The sequence below is a fragment of the Sphingopyxis sp. SE2 genome, from assembly GCF_032227185.1.
GTDB lineage: Bacteria > Pseudomonadota > Alphaproteobacteria > Sphingomonadales > Sphingomonadaceae > Sphingopyxis.
Window position 1 is genome coordinate 75,454 of sequence record NZ_JAPMXW010000001.1, and the last position, 18,150, is coordinate 93,603.

Below are 18,150 nucleotides of genomic sequence, written 5' to 3' on the forward strand. Positions count from 1 at the left end.
CTCATCGCCCCGGCCTGACGCACCGGCGAGATCCCGGCCTTCGCCGGGATGACGATTCAATTTGGAATGATCGTGCCGTCTAGCGTCGCGGCGGCGCGCGATAGACAGCCTGGTCGAGCTCGCCTTCCCAGCGCGCGACGGTGGTTGCGACGGTCAGGTTGGCGCTGGCGCTCGGCACCGTGCGCGTCATGTCGAGCAACCGGTCGAAGGGAAGCACGAAGCCGACGATCAGCGCGGTCTGTTCGGGCGGAACCCCGACCGCCGAAAGCACCGCGGCGAGCATGAAGAGCGACGCCGAGGGAACGGGGGCGGTGCCGAAGGCGGCGAGCGCGCCGGTCAGCAGCACGATCGCGAGGGTCCCCGCGTCGATCGGCACGCCGAAGGCCTGCAGGCTGAAGATGCTGAGCAGCCCGACATACATGGCGGTGCCGTCCTTGCCGATGCTCGCGCCGAGCGGCAGCACGGTCGAATAGACGCTCGATGATATGCCGAGGTTCTTGCCCGCGACGGTCATCGCAACCGGCAAGGTCGCCGATGACGAGGCGGTCGAAAAGGCGACGACGAGCGCGTCGACGATGCCGCGAAAGAAGGTGAGGACGGGCAGGCGCGCGAGCAGCCGCAGGATCAGGCTGTGGACGAGGACGATCTGGATCGCCGATCCCAGGACGACGGCAAGCGCCAGCCAGCCGATGTTGACGAAGACCGCGGCGCCGTTCGCGGCGACGGCGTTGGCGATCAGCGCGAACACGCCGATCGGGGTCGCCTCCATCACCAGCCCGACGATCTTCAGCAGCACCGCCGACAGCGACTGCAACAGGCCGGCGAACGGCTTGCCCGCCTCGCCCGTGAGCACGGTGCCGACGCCGACGAGGATCGCGACGAAGATCAGCGCCAGCATGTCGCCTTTCGCCAAGGCGTCTACGATGTTGAGCGGGATGATGCCGACAAGCTGGTCGTAGAGCGGCACCGGGTCGCCCAGCGCCTTCGGTGCCGCGGTGCCGACGGGGGCGGCGACGCCCGGCTCGACGAGCAGCGCGACCGCCATGCCGACCGATACCGCGATCGCCGTCGTCAGCGCGAACAGCCCGACCGTCCGCCCGCCGAGCGGACCGAGGCGCTTGGGATCGGCGAGCGAGGTGATCCCGGCCGCGATGGTGACAAGAACGATCGGCGCGACAAGCATCCGGATCGCGCGCACGAACAGGTCGCCGAACACCGCGACTTTCGGCGCCGCTTCGGGCCAGACGAGCGCGAGCAGCAGTCCGAGCACCAGCCCGCCGAGCACGCGCTTCCAGAGCGGAATGGCGAACCAGCGCCGCATCATCGTCCGGCCGCCCGTCGGGCGGGATGGGATGGAAGACAAGTCATGGCCGGCAAGCCTAGTCGGGCTCGCTGCCCGGACGGCATAGCGAATGTGCGTCTATCCATAACCCGTCGCTATATCCCGTCGATGATTTCTGCCACGACTTTCAGGAAGTCGGTCGTCAGCGCGGTGGGGGGGCGATTGTGATAATACATCGCATAAAGGTCGAAAGTCAGCGGCGGCGTCAGCGGGCGGATCGCCAGCCCCGGCGCCAGCGCGGCCTGCGCGGTGAAGCTGTCGACGACCGTCAGCCCGACGCCCGCGCGAACGAGCGCGGTCGCGATATAGAAGGTGCGCGCCGACATCGCATGGTCGAATTCGAGCCCGAGCCGGCGCTGTTCTTCGACGAATATCTCTCCGATCGGCCCGCTCGCCGCGACGCTGATGAAGCGATGTTCGCGCAAGTTCCCGAGCGCGAGGCGCGGCGGGGCGTCGGGAATGTCGGCTTCGCGGTAGAGAACGACCAGTTCGCCTTCGCCCAGCCAGCGGCTGCCGATCGGCGCGTTCTGCGGCACTTCGACCGCGATCGCGACGTCGGTTTCGCGTTCCTGGAGCTTGCGGACCAGATCGTCGTGGTGGACCGTCTGCAGGTCGAAATTGACGTGCGGGTGGCTGATGAGGAAGCGCGCGACGGCTTCGGGGAGGACGCCGAGCGCCAGCGACGGAAGCGCCGAGATGCGCAGCTTCATCCCCGCGCCGCGTCGCAGATTGCGCGCACCTTCGCGCAGCGCGTGAACGCGATCCTGGATCTCGCTGACCTCGGCGAACAGCGCGTGCGCGTCGTCGGTCGCGACGAGGCGCCCCGCCGAGCGTTCGAACAGCGGAAAGCCGAGGATCGATTCGGCGTGGCGCAGCGTCTTCGACACCGACGGCTGCGAAATATTGAGCGCGCGCGCGGCGGCGCTGACCGACCCGTTGGTATAGACCGCGTGGAATATCTCGATATGGCGCAGATTCATCCCCGGCATGGTTCAGACCCTAACCGTGCCCCGGCCTGCGGCAAGATATTTTGCAATGCAGCACCGCGGGGTTCCGGCGTCAGCGCGGCCGCAGCAGCACGCGGCCGTGGCGATCGGCGGTGGGCCTGCCCTTCGCCAGCGCCGCCTTTCCGTTGACGAAAACATAATCGACGCCGACCGAATAGGCGTGCGGCCGTTCATAGGTCGCAAGGTCGCGTATCGTGTCGGGATCGAAGACGATCACGTCGGCGAAAGCGCCTTCGCGCAGCAGGCCGCGATCGGGGACGCCGAGGATTTTCGCGGGCAGGCCCGTCGCGGCATGGATCGCCTGCGCCATCGGCATCACCGGCTTGTCGAGCACATAGCCTCGCAGCTTGCGCGGGAAAGCGCCATAGGCGCGCGGATGCTCGGACGTCTTGCCGAAATGCGGCAGCCCGCCGTCGGTCGAAGTCATCGTCCACGGCTGGCGCATGAAGGCTTCGACATCGGCGTCGCTCATGTTGAACGACACCGTCGGCGCGCCGCCCGCGATCAGCATCTCGATCGCGGCGTCGAGCGGGTCCATGCCCTTGATCCGGCCGACCTCGTCGAGCCTCTTGCCCTCGAGCGAGGGATCGGGCGCGAAGCTGCGGATCATCAGCGCGTGCGGTCCCGCGCGCCGTTCGAGGTTGGGCACCATCTCGGCGCGGATCTTCGCGCGCATCGCCGGATCCTGCAGCCGCTTGGCGAGCGCCGCCGCGCCGCCCTCCTGCGCCCAGCCGGGAACGAGCGAGGCCATCAGGCTCGATCCCGATGCCGAATAGGGATATTGGTCGGCCCAGATTTCGAGCCCTTCGGCGCGCGCTTTTTCGATATGCGCGATGACGTCGGCCGACTTGCCCCAGACCTGCGGCCCCAGCACCTTGATATGGGTAACGACGCCCGGAATTTTCGCCTCGCGCGCGACGGTGATCACTTCGTCGACCGCGGCGACGACGCCGATGTCGTAATTGCCCTCGTCGCGGATATGGCTGATGTAGAAGGCGCCGGGGAAACGCGCCGCGGCCTTCGCGAGCCCGACGATTTCGGCGGTGTTCGAATATTTGCCGGGAATGTAGAAGGGGCCGTCGGACAGGCCATAGGCGCCCGCCGCCATCGCCGCGGTGACCAGCCCCTCCATCTTTGCCTGCTCATCGGCGTTGGCGAGGCGCGCGACATCTCCCATCACCGCGCGCCGCACCGCGTTGTGGCCGATCAGCGGGATGACGTTGACGCCGGGAATATTGGTCTTGAGGTCGGCGATCTGCGGACCGAGTTCGGCTGGCCCGCCGCCATCGGGGTTGATCGCCAGCGTCGTGATCCCCTGATGCAGCATCGGCAACGCGGCGGCGAGCTCCCTCGTCTGGATGTTCGGCGCCGCGTGCGAATGGGGATCGATGAAGCCCGGCGCGACGATCCGGCCGGCGGCATCGACCAGCGTCGTCGCGGTCGCTCCTTCCGGGATCGCCCCCACCGCCGCGATGCGATCGCCCGTTATGGCGACATCGGCGGTGCGCGCGGGCGCGCCCGTGCCGTCGTAGAGCGTGCCGCCGCGGATCAGCACGTCATAATGCTGGGCGAGGGCGGGCGCGGTGGTGGCGAGCAGCGCCGCGAGCGAGAGCGTCAGGCGTTTCATCGACCGTCCTTTCGTCACAGCTTGAAGCGGATGCCGACGCGATAGGTGCGCCCGAGCAGGTCATAGAGCGTCTGGTTGGTCGCCGGCGTCGCATAGGCGCTGCCCGCCGGCCCGGGCGCGACGATCGCGGGATCCTTGTTCAAGAGGTTGTTCACCGCGAGATAGAATTCGAGCTCCTTGCCCGCCATCGCGACGTCGAAGGTCAATGACGTGTCGAGATAGAAAGCGCCCGCGATATGATTGTCGTTGATCGTCCGGTTGGTGACCGTCGACGCCGGGCAGCCCGAGGTGCATTCGACGAAGCTGGTGTCATAAACGCCGCTCGAAATGCCGCGCCCCGTCAGGTTGAAGTTGAAGTCGTCGGTCGCCCAATTGGCCTGGATGCGGTAAAGCCATTTGGGCGTCCCGCCGGGCGCATTCTGTCCCACCGTGTCGGTCGGCGCATCGATGCCATTGTCGAAATAATTCTTGATATAGCGCGTCGCCATCGCGCGCAGCGTCAGGTCGCCGCTGCCGACGGGCATCCGGTAAGAGCCTTCGAAGTCGATCCCCGTCGCGCGCTGGACCGCGAAGTTGAACGGGCTTTCAAAGACCTGGAGGTTGTTGCCGAAAGCATTGGGGCCGCGCACGACCGCGGCGCAAAAGGCCTGCACGCCTTCGGCGCAGCGGTCGACGATCGTTTGCGCCGCGACGGTGCCGATCGCGCCGTTGATCTTGATGTCATAATAGTCGGCCGACAGCGCGAGGCCGGGAATGAAACGCGGCTGCAGCACCACGCCGACGCCCCATTGGTCGGCCTTTTCGGGGTCGAGCAACGGGTTGCCGCGCGTTGTTCCGGCGAATTGCACCGACGCATCATCTTGCGTCGGGTCGAGCAGCACATTGATGCGCGTCGATCCCGCGGTGAACAATTCGCCGAGGTTGGGCGCGCGGATGTCGCGCGATCGCGTCGCGCGGAAGCGGATGTCGGGGATGGGTTCCCAGGTCAGCCCCGCCTTCCATGTCGTGACATAGCCCGAGGTCGAATAGTCGGTGCCGCGCACCGCGCCGTTGAGATCGAGCCCCTCGAACACCGGAACCGCGAGTTCGAGATAGGCCTCGCTGACATTGTAGGAGCCGAAGCTGGGCAGGAAATTGCCGACGAACCAGCCCGACCGGAACTCGTCGGCCACTTCGCCCGACACCTTCTCGCGCCGGTGCTCGCCGCCGATCGCGACCGACACCGGGCCGGCGGGCAGGTCGAAGGCGTCGAACGACAGGTTCGCCGCGAAAACATCCTGCTGGAATTTCTGGCGGCGGAACGGGTTGCCGAGCACATAGTCTAGCCCCTCCTGGCTCGCGGTGCCGATACCGATGCGGTTGAAGGGCACGCAGCCATTGTCGGGGCTGGTGAGCGACGAGCGGCAGACGATCGTGCCCGCGGGCACGCCGAGCGCGTTGCCCGCGGGGGCGAACACCGCATCCTGCGCGAGCGCGAGGCGCGCATTGTTGCTGATGTCGCGCGCCATTTCGCGGGTGCGGCTGATCCCCTTCTGATAATAGACGTCCCAGCGCGCGCTCGATCCGAAAAGGTCGAATTCGCCGTTGGCGCCGACGACATAGCGTTGCAATTCGCGCCGCGTGTCATTCTTGCGGACCGGCAGATTGGCGTTGGTCGTGCCGAGCTTGAACTCGGGAATCCCCTGAAGCGCCAGTTCGTCGCGCACCGATTGCGGCAGGAAGGCATTGTCCGATTTGATCGTGACATTGCCCTGGTTGAGCTGGATGCCGAGGTGTCCGAGATTCTTCGACTTGGCGTAGGAGGCCTGGACGAAGAGGTTGAGCCCGTCGGAAACCTCGAAGCTGAGGCGCCCGAACAGGCTCTTGCGGTTTTCGGCCGGGTCGAGCGACTGGAAGCTGTTCACCTGCGTCGATTCCCAGTCGCCGCCGATCATCCACGGGTCGCGCACGGTGCCATAGTCGAACTGGCCGACCGCTCCGCCGGGGCCGAAAACGGTGCCGCGCAGCGCGGTGTCGGTGATGATCCCGCCCGGCGTCGCGAGGCTGAGCCCCGCGCCCGACACGACGAGCCGCTCGGGTTCGCCGTTGCCCGCGGCATAGGCGGGGTTGGTGATCATGTACGACCCGCGCTGGTTCCAGTCGCGCGGCACGCTGTGCAGCCCGTCCTTGATCGCGATCTCGCCGTTGAGCAGCAAGTGGCCGCGTCCGCCGGCAAAGGCGGTGCCGGCGGTCAGCGTCGCGCGATAGCTGGGAGCGTCGCCATAGGTAGTGATGCCATATTCGGCCGATCCCTTGATCCCGGTGTAGTCCTTGTCGAGGATGAAGTTGACGACGCCCGACACGGCGTCGGAGCCATAGGCAGCCGAGGCGCCGCCGGTGACGATCTCGACGCTCTTGATCAGGCCTTGCGGAAAGGTGTTCACGTCGACCAGCCCGGTCATCGTCGATCCGACCGAACGCTGACCGTCGAGCAGCACGAGCGTGCGCGCGGTGCCGAGCGCGCGCAGGTTGAGCGCGTTGACCCCGGCGGTGCCCGCGCTGATGTTGAGGTTTGAGCTCGCGGGCGTGACGCTGCCGACGAGCGAGGGGATGTCGTTGACATAGTCGGCGATATTCGCCGGCGCCGAACTTTCGATATCCTCCGAATTGAGCACGGTGAGCGGGGTCGGGGCGCGGAAGCCGTCGCGCTGGATGCGGCTGCCGGTCACGGTGATCTCGGCGTCGGCATAGGTTTCGGCGGCGGGCGCGGGCGGCGCGTCCTGCGCCAGCGCGGGCGCGCTCCAAAGCAGCGCGGTGGCGAGCGCCGCGGTCGATACGATCGGCGTTGATCTGGTCATGTGTCTTACCCCTTGTTTTGTTTGTTTATTGTGCGTGAAGGACGCCTCCGTTCCGCCGGCGAGGCCGGCGCATTTCCCTGGATTATTCGCATTGACCCGTTGGCGTGCGCGGCAACGGCTTGCCGCCCGCGGCGCCTGTCGGCTCGCCATTTTCGAGCGCGAGCACGCCGTTGACGAGGACGAAGCGCATTCCGGTGGAGAAGAGCGCGGGATGCGCATAGTCGGCGCGCGGAGCGAAGGTCGCGGGATCGAAGGCGATGACGTCGGCGAAGGCGCCCGCCTTCAGCTCGCCGCGTCCCTCCAGCCCGAACAGGCGCGCCGTGGCCGTCGTGCTCTGCGCGATGAAGCGCTTGAGATCGAGCACGCGCTTGTCCTTCACATAGGTGGCATATTTGCGCGCGTAGGAGGCGTAATAGCGCGGATGGCCGCGCGAGGCGTCCGAACTGGTGACGACCCAGGGACGGGTCATGAAGGCGGCGATGTCGGCCTCGCTCTGGTTGAAGGACGCGACCCCCGCCTCGCGCTGACGAAGCACGGCAATCGCGGCATCGACCGGATCGACGCCCTGTTCCTTGGCGACATCCTCGAGCGTCTTGCCCTCTACACCGGCAGGGCCCGAGGTGATGAGCAGCGACGCGGGGCCGCCGCGACGGCGAAGATTCTCGGCGATCTCGGGCCGCATCCGCGCCATCGTCGCGCCATCGTCGAACCGTTTCAGCATCGCGGCGCGCCCGCCGTCCTGCGCCCAGCGCGGCAGGAGCGCGGCCGAAAGCCCGGTCCCCGATGCCGACCAGGGATATTGATCGGCGTGGACGATCTGACCTGCCTTTTGCGCCTTCTCGATCTGCGCGATGATCGCGGGCGCCTGGCCGTGGACATCGACGCCGAGCGCCTTGATATGCGCGATATGCACCGGAATGCTCGCGTCGCGGCCGATCGACAGGGCTTCATCGACGGCGGCAGCGAGGCCGATCGTATAACTCGATTCGTCGCGCAAATGGCTGTCGTAGATGCCGCCCTTCGCCGCCGCCGCCTTGGCGAGCGCGACGACCTCGTCGCGCTTGGCGAAACTTTGCGGCGCATAGAAGAGGCCGGTCGAAAGGCCTAGCGCGCCATCGCACATCGCTTGGTCGACGAGGTCGGTCATCTGGCCGAGTTCGGCGGGGGTGGGCGCGCGGTCGGCGGCGCCGATGACCTTTGCGCGAACGGCGCCAAGGCCGACATAGGCGGCGAAATTGATCCCGAAGTCGCGCGTCGACTGGCCGAGCCCCGCTTCGCCTTCGCCCCCCGCACCGGCCTTTGCGGTGCCGAAGGTGCGGGCGATGTCGGGATCGCCGCCGCCGTCGACGCCGATGAAGGCCGTGGTGACGCCCTGCGTCACGAAGGGGAGCACGAGCCGCGCGGCGGGATCGGAGGAGGCAAGCGCCTCGCCCACATGCGTATGGGGGTCGATGAAGCCGGGGGCGACGATCAGCCCGGTGGCGTCGATCGTTCGCATCGCCGTTCCCGGCGCCTTGGGGCCGACATAGGTGATGCGGTCGCCGCGGATCGCGACATCGCCGCGAAAGGGTTCGGCCTCGCCGCTATAGATGGTGCCGCCGCGCAGGATCAGGTCGGCGGCGCCGCCGGACTGGGCAGCGCCTTGCGGCGCCGCTAAGGCGCCCGCCGCAAGAATAGCGACGATCCCGGTAGTTGTCCTGAGAGAGCGGATCATTGTGCGACACCCCTTTTTCTTACATAGCTAAGGACTTTATGCCGTTCCCCAAAAGCCTCGTGCAGGCGGCGTCAAGACACCTGTGCCGTGTCCGACGCCGCCCGGCCGATCGTTCGCCAGCCACAAGGGGCCGTCGAGATCGACGAAGGCCGATCGCGCCGCGATAATCAGCGCGGGCGCGATCGACAGGGACGAGGAAATCATGCTGCCGGTCATCACGCCGAGCCCCGCGGCGGCGGCGGCGTCGGCGAGCGCGAGCGCGCCGGTCAGCCCGCCCGTCTTGTCGAGCTTGATGTTGATGACCTGATATTTTTCGGCGAGCGCGCCGACGTCGCCCGCGACATGCGCCGATTCATCGGCGGCGATCGGGACGAGCGGCGCGAAACCCGCAAGCGCGTCGTCCTCGCCCGCCGGGAGCGGCTGTTCGAGAAGGTCGATCCGCAATTCGGCGAGCAGCGGCTGGAGTCGCTCGACCTCGGCAAAGGTCCAGCTTTCATTGGGATCGACGATGACGCGCGGCGCCGGCGCCGCATTGCGCACGGTGCGGATCTGCGTTTCGGGATCGCTGCGGTCGACCTTGATCTTGATCAGCGGCGCGCGGGCGAGCGCGCGGGCGGCGGCGCCCATCGCGGCGGGGGTGTCGAGGCTGACGGTGATCGCGGTCGGGGTGGCGCCGAGCGGCGGGCGGCCGAGCCGGTCGGTGACGCTCTGCCCAGATGCCTTGGTTTCGAGGTCCCACAGCGCGCAGTCGACCGCGTTGCGCGCCGCGCCCGCGGGCATGATTTCGGCCAGCTCTTCGCGCGTCGCTCCCGCCTCGATCGCGCCGCGCGCTTCTTCGATCGCGGCCAGCGCGCCCGCGATCGATTCGCCATAGCGCGGATAGGGCACGCCTTCGCCGCGCCCGGCAAAGCCGTCGTGCCCGATTTCGACCGTCACCACATCCGCGACGGTCTTGACCCCGCGCGAGATGCGGAACGGCCGGGCTAGAGGGAAAGCGTCGTTTTGCGCGGCGAGGGTTCGAAGCATTTGGCGATCCAGTCGATGATGGGGTCGACGCCCATGGAAAAGGGGTCGGTGCAGGGCAGGCCGAGCGCGTCGGCGGTTTCGGCGCACAGTCGTTCGGCCTCGGCGGGCGAGAGCTTGGAGGTGTTGAGCGCGACGCCCACGGCGCGAACGTCGGGATTGGTGAGCCGCGCGACCTGCAGGTTCGCGTCGAGCGTCTCGCGAAGACCCGGCATCGGATAATGCGGCAGCCCGCGCATGTGCGGGCGCACGGGATCGTGGCACAGCATCAGCGCATCGGGCTGCGCGCCGTGGAGGAGGCCGGTTGAAACGCCGGCGAAAGAGGGGTGGAAGAGCGATCCCTGACCTTCGATCAGGTCCCAGCCGTCATCGTCGCGCGGCGGCGACAATTGTTCGATCGCGCCCGAGATGAAATCGGCGATCACCGCGTCGAGCGGCACGCCGCTGCCCGCGATCAGGATGCCGGTCTGGCCGGTCGCGCGGAAATCGGCCGCCATGCCGCGCGCGCGCATCGCGCGTTCGAGGCAGAGGGTCGCGTACATCTTGCCGACCGAACAATCGGTGCCGACGGCAAGCAGCCGCTTGCCCGCGCGCCGCTTGCCGTTGCCGATCGGGATGTCGGGGCGCGGGTCGCGGACGTCGTGGAGCGTGCGGCCATGGCGTGCGGCAGCCTCGACCAGCGCCGGCTCGTCGCGCAACCGGTTGTGTAGGCCCGAGGCGACGTCGAGCCCGGCCTCGATCGCCGCGACCGCGTCGCGAACCAGATCTTCGCCGAGCTTGCCTCCGGCATTGGCGATGCCGAGCACCAGCGTCCGGGCGCCCGCGGCGACCGCTTCGGCAAAGCCCATGCGGGGAAGGCCCAGCGACAGCTCGCAATCGTCATGGCGAAATTCGCCGACGCAATCGTCGGGCCGGAAAACCGCGAGGCCGCGCGACGTCTTGATGCCGACTTCGTCGTTCACATGGCCAAGATAGAGGAGATAGGGGCTGGCGATCATGAAAGGCCTCTCAGGTGGGGACGGGAGCATCATGCTCGAAGCGTCCGGACCGCGCGTCTTCAAAGGCGGGGGAGGGCCATAACCGGTGGCTATGGACTTGGGCGGTGGGGCTGCGCGCCGCTGGCGGCGCCGGTTTTCGGGCGGGGCCGCAACTTTGTCCGGCAGCTAACATACTTCTGCGACAATTATTGTAAGATAAATAGGCCAATTCAACTGGCCATAGGGGAATATGTATGAACATCGTGAAGTCCGTGCGGCGAGCCCTGCGCGGCACCGCGACGACCGCGACCGCGCTGGCGCTGCTCGCGGGACCCTGCGCTATTCCCGCGACCGCGCAGACCCCGGCCCCCGTGGCGCCCGCCGCGGCCGAGCAGGCGAAGCGCCCCAATGTGATCGTCATCCTCGTCGACGACATGGGCTTCTCGGACATCGGCCCCTATGGAAGCGAGATCCCGACCCCCAACCTCGACGCGCTGGCCAAGAACGGCCTCCGCTTCACACAATTCTACAATACGGCGCGTTGCAGCCCCTCGCGCGCGTCGCTGTTGACGGGCCTCTATCCGCACGAAGCGGGAATGGGAGGGCTCGACAGCGTTGTGCGCCCCGGGGTGGGCGGTTTGCAGGGCCGCATCGCCGATCGCGCGGTCACGATCGCCGAAGTGCTCAAGCCCGCAGGCTATTTCACGGGAATGGCGGGCAAATGGCATGTTGGCGCGCAACACGGCACGCCGCCGAAAGAGGTGGGGTTCGACCGATCCCTCTTTCACAAGGGCGGGACCTATTTCCCGAATCAGCCGGGCCGCGAGTTCGCGATGATCGACGGCCAGCGCACGCGGCTCGATTCGCCCGAGGTGGGCAAGGGCGAATGGTATGCGTCGGACATGCTGGTCGACTGGACCGTGCGTTTCGTCGACGAGGCGAAGGCGCAGGGAAAGCCCTTCTTCCTCTATTTGCCGTTTACCGCTGTCCATTTTCCGGTGATGGCGCCGGCCGACGAGATCGCGAAGTTCAAGGGCAAATATATGGCGGGCTGGGACAAGCTGCGCCGCGACCGTTTCGAGCGCCAGAAGCAGACGGGGTTGATCGCCGCCGATGCGACGTTGTCCGAGGTTTTGCCCGAGGCCTATGACTGGGACAAGATGTCCGCGGCCGACAAGGAGCGGTTCGACACGATGATGGCGGTCTATGCCGCTGCCATCTCGCGGATGGACAAGGCGATCGGCACGCTGGTTGCCGATTTGAAGGCGCGCAGCGAATTCGACAACACGCTGATCCTCTTCATGTCGGACAATGGCGGCAACGCCGAAAGCGGCCCTGATGGGCGCACCGGCGTAGCGCCGTGGGGCGGAAAAAATTCGAACGTCTTCGTCGGGCTCAATTGGGCGACACTGCAAAACACGCCGTTCCGCTATTTCAAACATTATGCCGAGGAAGGCGGGATCGCGACGCCGCTGATCGCGTCATGGCCGGCCGGGATCGACGCGAAGGTTCGCGGCACGACGGTGCGCGAGCCCGGCCACCTTATCGACGTCATGCCGACGCTGGTGGAGCTTGCCGGCGCGAAATATCCGGCGCGGTTCGATGGGCACGACATCCGCCCGATGTCGGGGCGTAGCTTTGCCGGTGCGTTCGAAGGCGAGCAGCTGATGCGCAGCCTGCCTATATTCTGGGAGCATGAGGGCAATAAGGCGGTGCGCGAAGGCAAATGGAAGCTGGTCGCGCAATTCGGCACGCCCTGGCAGCTTTATGACATGAGCAGCGACCGGACCGAGACGCGCGACCTTGCCGCCGCGCACCCCGACATCGCCGCGCGCATGGCGAAGCAGTGGGACGATTGGGCTGCGACGAGCTTCGTCGATCCATGGCCGAACAAGATCGACGGCGGCGTGGTGAAGGGCCGGCTGGAAGGCGGCAAGGCGCCGGGGCCCGGAAGGGCCAAGCGCGGCAAGGGGAAGCGCAAGCGTGCGCGGGCCGCGGCGGGCGAATGACACGCACGGCGCCCGGTGCGCCCCAAAAAGAAGCCCGCAATCGCCAGCTGGCGATTGCGGGCCAATGGGACCCAAGGAGGTTGGGATCAGAAGCGGAAGCGGACGCCGACGCGGTAGATCGTCTCGAGGAAACGCGTCTGCCACGGATAGCTATGGCCCTCGGCGTCATATTGCCGGCGGTTCGTCGCCGCCGCGCCGAGCAGGTTCGTTGCGCTGAACGCGATCGTCACATTCTTCGTCGGATCGAGCGTCGCGTTGAAGTCGAGGCTGCCGCGGCCGTCCTCGATGATCGGCGTCGTCGGACCGAGCACCGCATTCCCGAGCGACGGATCGTTGACCCGGTTATAGTCGGTGACGAAGTCCGAACGGTAATTGTACGACAGCCGGGCCGAGAAGGACTGGTTCTCGTAAAAGACCGACGCGTTCGCGATATGGTTCGACACGCCGGCGATCCGCTGTTTGCCCGGCAGGGTCGCCGCCAGCGCCTCGGGCAATTCGGTCCCATGGTCGATATAGGTATAGTTCGCGAGGACGCCGAAATTTTGAAGCCATGCGGGCAGTTGCGGGAAGCGAAGGAAGGTGCGGAAGGCGGCTTCGATGCCGCGCAGCCGGCCTTCGCCGCCGTTGAACGGCCGCGTGACGCGCAGCCGGCCGAATTCGGCATCTTCGACATCGGTTGTGAAATTGGAGATGAAGCCGGTCACGTCGCGCTGGAAGGCGCCGAAGGTCAGCGAACCGCCCCGCGAGAAATACCATTCGAGCGACGCGTCGTAATTTTGCGATTTGATCGGTTCCAGATCGGCGTTGCCGCCCGAAGCATTGCGGACGCAATCGACATCGTTCGGATCGGTGTTGCAGATCGCCGAGGGCGCGCCGATGGTCAGCGACGGGTTGAGGTCGCCGAAACCGGGACGCGTGCGCGTTTCGGTGAAAGCGAGGCGAAGCTGCAGCTTCGGTGCCAGGCGAATGCGCGCGCTGATGTTGGGCAGGAAGTCGGTGTAGCTATTCGACTGCGACACCGGGGTCACCGTGGTGACGCCGCCCGTGGTTACCCGGTCGAAGCCGTTGATTTCGGTCTCGGTGCGAACGGCGCGGAGGCCGACGAGGCCGTCCACCGTCATGCTGCCGATGTCGAAGGCATAGCGGCCCTGGACATAGCCCGCATATCCCTTTTCGTTGCCGAAATAGACGCGGTCGAGCGGCGGGACCTCGGTGCGGTCGCCCGTGAGGTCGCGCAGGAAGTCCAGATTGTCCATGATGCTGTCGGTGGTCGGGGTCAGGAAGACGCGCGTGACCGGCACCTTGTCGCCGCGAAAGCCCGGTGCAACGGTATTATATTCGAGCGGCAGCAGCGAATAGAATTGGCCGGCGGGCGCGTTGCCGCTTTCCGAATAATTGGCAAAGTCGAAATCGCGGCTGTTGAAGCGGACGCCGGCCTGGACGTTGGTAATGCCCGTCGGACCCATCCGGTAATCGAAGTCGAGCCGCCCCTGCCAGTCGCGGCCGTGGTTGCGCTCGCCGTTCTCGCCGAGCCCCACCATGCGATAGCGCGACGGGTCGTTGACGGGGAAATCGTCGACGACGACGGTGCCGCCACCTGCGCCGATATCGGTGTCGAAATCATAGGTGCGCGTCGGTTGCGGCACGACGAGCGAATAGTTGAATTGGGTCGTCCGCCGGCTGAAGGTCGAATCGGTGAAGGCGACGTCGCCCGTGATCTTCAGGCCGTCGCGCTTCCAGATGAAACCGGTGCCCGCCTGATAGGTGTCGGTCTTCCCCGTCACGACATTCTGGTTGCCGGTCGGGATGCCGCCGGCGGTCGCCGTCATGCTTTTGACCTGGTTGGTGCCGGGGAACAGCTCGATGTCGGTCAGGTTCGCCTGCACGCCCGAGTTGATCTGGAGGTTGCTGCCGTAGCCGCTGCTGCGATAGCCTTGGAACAGGAAGTCGGCATAGAGTTCGAGTTCGTTGCTCGGGCGCCACTGCAGCGCGGTCGCCACCGACGGGCGGTAGCGATCGGCGGTGTTATAATTGATGTTGACGAACGACGGATAGCGGATCGTGCCGAGGCCCGCGACGTTGCGGCTGAGAATCGCCTGCGCGACGTTGCGCGATGAATCGAGGAATTTGAGGTCGGTGTAGGACCCCTCGATCAGGAAGCCGATGTCGCCGATGCCGGTTTCCCAGCGCTTGCTGAGCAGCAGGTTCGCATCGACGCCGAGTTTCTGCGACTGCTTCCAGTGCACGCCGCTGACGCCGCCGGCGATGCGGTCGCCCTTGAAATCGAGCGGCTTGCGCGCGCGCACGTCGATCAACCCAGCGACGCCGGGTTCGAGCAGATTGGCACTGCCCGATTTATAGACGTCGATGCGCGCGATGGTGCTCGACGGAAAATCCTGAAGCGCCACCGCCCGGCCCTGACCCGTGAAGAGTTCGCGGCCATTGTACGTGGTCGCGATATTGGGCAGGCCGCGGACGCGGGTGCCGGCGGCGGTGCCGTTCGCATAGTCGACCTGCACCCCGGTGATGCGCGCGAGCGATTCGGTCGCGGTCACGTCGGGCAGCTTGCCGATATCCTCGGCGACGATCGAATCGACGATCTGATCGGAGTCTTCCTTGATCGCCTGCGACGTCGCGAGGCTGCGCTGGATCGCGGTGACGACGATCGCGTCGTCGGCCTGCGGATCTTCGGGCGCCGACTCGACGGTGACCTGCCCGTCTTGGTCCTGTGCCAGTGCCGCCGAAGGCATGGCGATGAGCCCCAAGGCCGACGTCGTGCACGCCAGGATTATCTTGTTTCGCATTATGAACTTCTCCCCCCTTCAAATCGGATAAGTATAGAATTAATATGATAAAATTTGGCGCGAAGCCGCCGATTAGCTGCCCGTGCGCTATCTGGCGCGGCGCCGGGGCAAGGCTGGTTGCGGCAAGCTCGCGATCCACTTCGAAAGCTTCGTCGAGAGCTTGGCGGCGATCGCGGGATCTTCGGTCTTTCGATCACGCTGTTCCCGCGGATCCTCTTCGATATTGTAGAGTTCGACGCCATCGCCGTCGGCGTTCATCAACAGCTTCCACGGACCCGAGCGGATCGAATAGAGCGGGCCGAAGGCTTCGCCGCCGGGGCGTGCGATATGGCTGTAGATGTCGGGGCGCGAGGCGATCGGCCGGCCGCGCCAGGCGGCGGACATATCGATGCCGTCGATCCCCGCCGGCTTTTCTGCGCCTGTGATCGTCGCGAGCGTCGGCAGCAGGTCGACCGCTTGCACCACGCTTTTCGCGTCGCGTCCGCCCCCAGCGATATGGCCGGGCCAGCGGACGATCAGCGGCTGGCGCACACCGCCTTCATAGAGGCTCGCCTTCCGGCCGCGGTAGGGCGCCGCCGATCCCGGCGTGTTGGCGCCGATGGTGGGGCCGTTGTCGGAGGTGAAGACGATCAGCGTGTCGTCGAGCTCGCCTCTCTGCCGCAGGCCGTCGACGAGCCGGCCGATCTCGGCATCCATCGCCACGAGCACGGCGAGGAACTGGTCCTCGCGCGGCGTGGCGCCCTTGCCTTTTGTTGCGGCGAGCTGCTCGGCGCTGGGAACCCACGGCGTGTGCATGTCGGTGAGCCAGAGCTGCGCGAACCACGGGTGGTCCTTGCTGCGCCCGACGAAATCGAGCGTCTTGTCGACGAAGCGGCCGGTGATTTCGGCACGCGGCAGCCATTCGACCGGGCCCTGACCGAGTTCGGCGCTCTGCTGGCCCAGCTTGTTGGTGAGGTCGGTCGGCAGGACGCGCGGGCCGAGGCCTTCCCACTGGGTGTAGCTTTCGTCAAAGCCATAGGCAGACGGGAGCGGCGCGTCGCCTATGTCGCGTCCGCCGCCGAGGTGCCATTTGCCGAAATGGCCAGTGGCATAACCGACCTGCCGCATCATGCGCGGCAGGACCGGAAGCGACGGGTCGAGCCAGTCGGCCTGGCCGAAATTCCGGTTGCGCTTGCGGTCGTGAATATAGGTGACGAAGCGGTCGCGCGCGGGGAAGCGGCCCGTCATGAAGCCGGCCCGCGACGGCGAGCAGATCGGCGCCGCGTCATAGAATTGCGTCATCACCATCCCGTCGCGCGCGAGCGCGTCGATGTTGGGCGTCGCGACCAGCTTGTTGCCGGTCAGCGACAGGTCGGCATAGCCCATGTCGTCGATCAGGATGAACAGGATGTTCGGCTTCTGCGCTGTTGTGCGGGGAGTCGATTCCGCTGGCGCCGGAGCGGAGGCGAAGCCGTGGGCTGGAAGGATGCCGGCGCCCAGCATTGTGAAAAGGGCGGCCCCCGCCGCCCCGATCGTCCACCGCCGTGTATGCCGTGCCGATTTCATCCGTTCCTCCCTTGTCCGGCTCTGCGCCTTCGTTATATCTGTATTATCGTATAATTCAGATGAGTCAAGTTTATGGCGCAGGACGGGAGGGTGAGATAGTGAGGAAATGGGTTGGGCTTGCAGGTGCGGTGCTGGCGCTGCAGTCGGGTGCGGTAATGAGGCAGGGCGCGCTCGGCGCCAATTTCAACGAGCATTATGAAGATGTCGATTATCGCGAGCTCGATAGCGCGGGCGCGAAATGGATTCGCCTGTTCCTGCCGATGCCGCAGGTCGATCGCGGGGCAGCCGAACATGGCGCGATCCGTACCACGCTGGAGGCCGGCGCACGCGGATACCAGACGATCTTCACATTAAAATGGCCGCAAAACGACCGTGATTTCCCCAAGGCGGGAAGCGCGGAGTTTGTCCGCGAACTGGCGCGGCTCGATGCCGTATTGCCGCTGGTGATGGGCAAGGTCGACATATTGGTGATCGGCAACGAGCCCTATTTCGAAACGCGCGAGCAGGACCGCGACCTCGACCTCAATGCCTTTTACGAGGCGATGGCGGGTCGTATCATCGCCTATCGCAAGGCCAATTGCGGCAGCGATTGCAAGACGAAGCTCTATATGGGCGCGCTCAACCGGCTCGACCTCAAGAAGAATAGGACGCCATCGACCGAACGCTGGCTGGCTTATGTGAAAGCGACGCCCGAGATCGAGGGCGTGAACATCCACCCGCATGTTCCGAAGATCGAGCTGTCGAAAGCCTTTCTCGATTATATCCTGCCACGGATGCGCCCTGAGCAGACATTCATCGTCACCGAATTTTCGCTCGTCGGCTGGTGGCAGCAGAATCTGACCAAGCCGGTCGCGCCGGCCTTTGCCGACAAATATCAGGCGCCGCGGGATGCGCAAAACTGGCAGATCATCAAGGCGGCGCTCGAAAAGCCCTTCCCCAAGGAGCAGTGGGACGATTTCCTGCGGATGAGTCCGTGGTTCGAAAACCGCAAACATTATATCGCCAATCAGATGAAGATATTCCGCGACACCGGCCGGCTGGCGGTTGCGACCTATGGATTCAAACAGGGCAGCTCGATGTCGAGAAATTTCGGCCCGAAGAAGACGCCGTGGTTGCTCAACAGTGTCTACGCGGGACGGACGATCCGTCCCAATCCCGACGGCACAGCGCCGTTCAACTATGCCTGGATCGACGATTTCCGGCGAATGCAGGCGAAATAGCGCCGCCGCGTTGCGTGCCCGTAATAAATCAGATATATCCTACTC

Annotated in this window: 11 protein-coding genes; 2 read left to right on the forward strand and 9 right to left on the reverse strand. The window is 66.0% G+C overall.

Features of this window, described 5'->3' with window-relative positions; genetic code table 11:
• Nucleotides 1-79 precede the first annotated feature (79 nt).
• The 7 genes from OVY29_RS00350 to dgcN all read right to left on the reverse strand — a co-directional run bounded on the left by OVY29_RS00350 (nt 80) and on the right by dgcN (nt 10,548).
• On the reverse strand, nt 80-1,324 hold the full coding sequence (locus tag OVY29_RS00350; RefSeq protein WP_313910606.1) for a dicarboxylate/amino acid:cation symporter: 1,245 nt from the start codon (nt 1,322-1,324) through the stop codon (nt 80-82).
• Between the two features lie 113 nt (nt 1,325-1,437).
• A complete protein-coding gene (locus OVY29_RS00355) occupies nt 1,438-2,322 on the reverse strand; it encodes a LysR family transcriptional regulator (protein WP_037554162.1) in 885 nt (294 codons plus the stop codon).
• A 79-nt stretch (nt 2,323-2,401) separates the two neighbouring features.
• Nucleotides 2,402-3,976, reverse strand: coding sequence for an N-acyl-D-amino-acid deacylase family protein (locus OVY29_RS00360; RefSeq protein ID WP_313910608.1), 1,575 nt, complete (start codon nt 3,974-3,976; stop codon nt 2,402-2,404).
• 14 nt (nt 3,977-3,990) lie between these two features.
• On the reverse strand, nt 3,991-6,813 hold the full coding sequence (locus OVY29_RS00365; protein ID WP_313910609.1) for a TonB-dependent receptor domain-containing protein: 2,823 nt from the start codon (nt 6,811-6,813) through the stop codon (nt 3,991-3,993).
• Nucleotides 6,814-6,895: 82 nt separating this feature from the next.
• Entirely contained in the window at nt 6,896-8,527 is a 1,632-nt protein-coding gene (locus OVY29_RS00370) for an amidohydrolase family protein (protein ID WP_313910610.1), read from the reverse strand.
• A gap of 36 nt (nt 8,528-8,563) precedes the next feature.
• Nucleotides 8,564-9,553, reverse strand: a complete 990-nt coding sequence (gene dgcA / locus OVY29_RS00375) for an N-acetyl-D-Glu racemase DgcA (RefSeq protein ID WP_037554158.1) — start codon at nt 9,551-9,553, stop codon at nt 8,564-8,566.
• A complete protein-coding gene (dgcN, locus tag OVY29_RS00380; protein WP_313910611.1) occupies nt 9,511-10,548 on the reverse strand; it encodes an N-acetyltransferase DgcN in 1,038 nt (345 codons plus the stop codon). The genes dgcA and dgcN overlap by 43 nt, the downstream gene beginning before the upstream one ends.
• A 233-nt stretch (nt 10,549-10,781) precedes the next feature.
• Here dgcN and OVY29_RS00385 point away from each other — a divergent pair, with 233 nt between their 5' ends.
• Nucleotides 10,782-12,536 carry an arylsulfatase gene (locus tag OVY29_RS00385; RefSeq protein WP_313910612.1) on the forward strand — a complete coding sequence of 585 codons (1,755 nt, stop codon included), beginning with the start codon at nt 10,782-10,784 and terminating at the stop codon, nt 12,534-12,536.
• An 86-nt stretch (nt 12,537-12,622) separates the two neighbouring features.
• Here the strand turns inward: OVY29_RS00385 and OVY29_RS00390 are convergent, their stop codons facing one another.
• Together OVY29_RS00390 and OVY29_RS00395 are read right to left on the reverse strand one after the other, a co-directional pair.
• Complete coding sequence (locus OVY29_RS00390; protein ID WP_313910613.1) at nt 12,623-15,340, reverse strand: TonB-dependent receptor; 2,718 nt, start codon at nt 15,338-15,340, stop codon at nt 12,623-12,625.
• An 87-nt stretch (nt 15,341-15,427) separates the two neighbouring features.
• The gene (locus tag OVY29_RS00395) at nt 15,428-16,885 is read right to left on the reverse strand and encodes a sulfatase-like hydrolase/transferase (protein WP_313910614.1); all 1,458 of its coding nucleotides are present in this window, start codon (nt 16,883-16,885) and stop codon (nt 15,428-15,430) included.
• Between the two features lie 98 nt (nt 16,886-16,983).
• On the opposite strand from OVY29_RS00395, the gene OVY29_RS00400 reads away from it, so the two are divergent.
• Nucleotides 16,984-18,105 carry a hypothetical protein gene (locus OVY29_RS00400; protein WP_313910615.1) on the forward strand — a complete coding sequence of 374 codons (1,122 nt, stop codon included), beginning with the start codon at nt 16,984-16,986 and terminating at the stop codon, nt 18,103-18,105.
• Nucleotides 18,106-18,150: the final 45 nt, after the last annotated feature.